The 245-nt window shown below is 44.1% G+C and carries 1 pseudogene; it reads right to left on the bottom strand.

Annotated elements, in window-relative coordinates:
- Window positions 1–245: pseudogene (locus AAEY68_RS21535) on the bottom strand (polynucleotide adenylyltransferase PcnB); the annotation flags it as partial.

The raw sequence follows: 245 nt of genomic DNA, 5'->3' as shown, positions 1-245 counted from the left end.
ATAAAGTGCATTGATTGAAAAGTCACGGCGTTCTGCGTCTTCCTCAATACTGCCAAATACGTTGTCGCGTAGCAATTGTCCTTGCTCACTCGATTGGCTTATTTGGTTTTTGTCCTCTGGCGCTTCGTGGTGCCCGCGCATGGTAGCTACTTCTATTATTTCACGACCAAATACAATGTGAGCTAAACGAAAGCGGCGGCCAATTAAACGACAGTTTCTAAATAACTTTTTAACTTGTTCTGGCG

This window comes from Pseudoalteromonas sp. RB2-MNA-CIBAN-0110, assembly GCF_040309305.1.
Lineage (GTDB): Bacteria > Pseudomonadota > Gammaproteobacteria > Enterobacterales > Alteromonadaceae > Pseudoalteromonas > Pseudoalteromonas arctica.
This window is presented reverse-complemented; position numbering and strand designations above follow the sequence as displayed.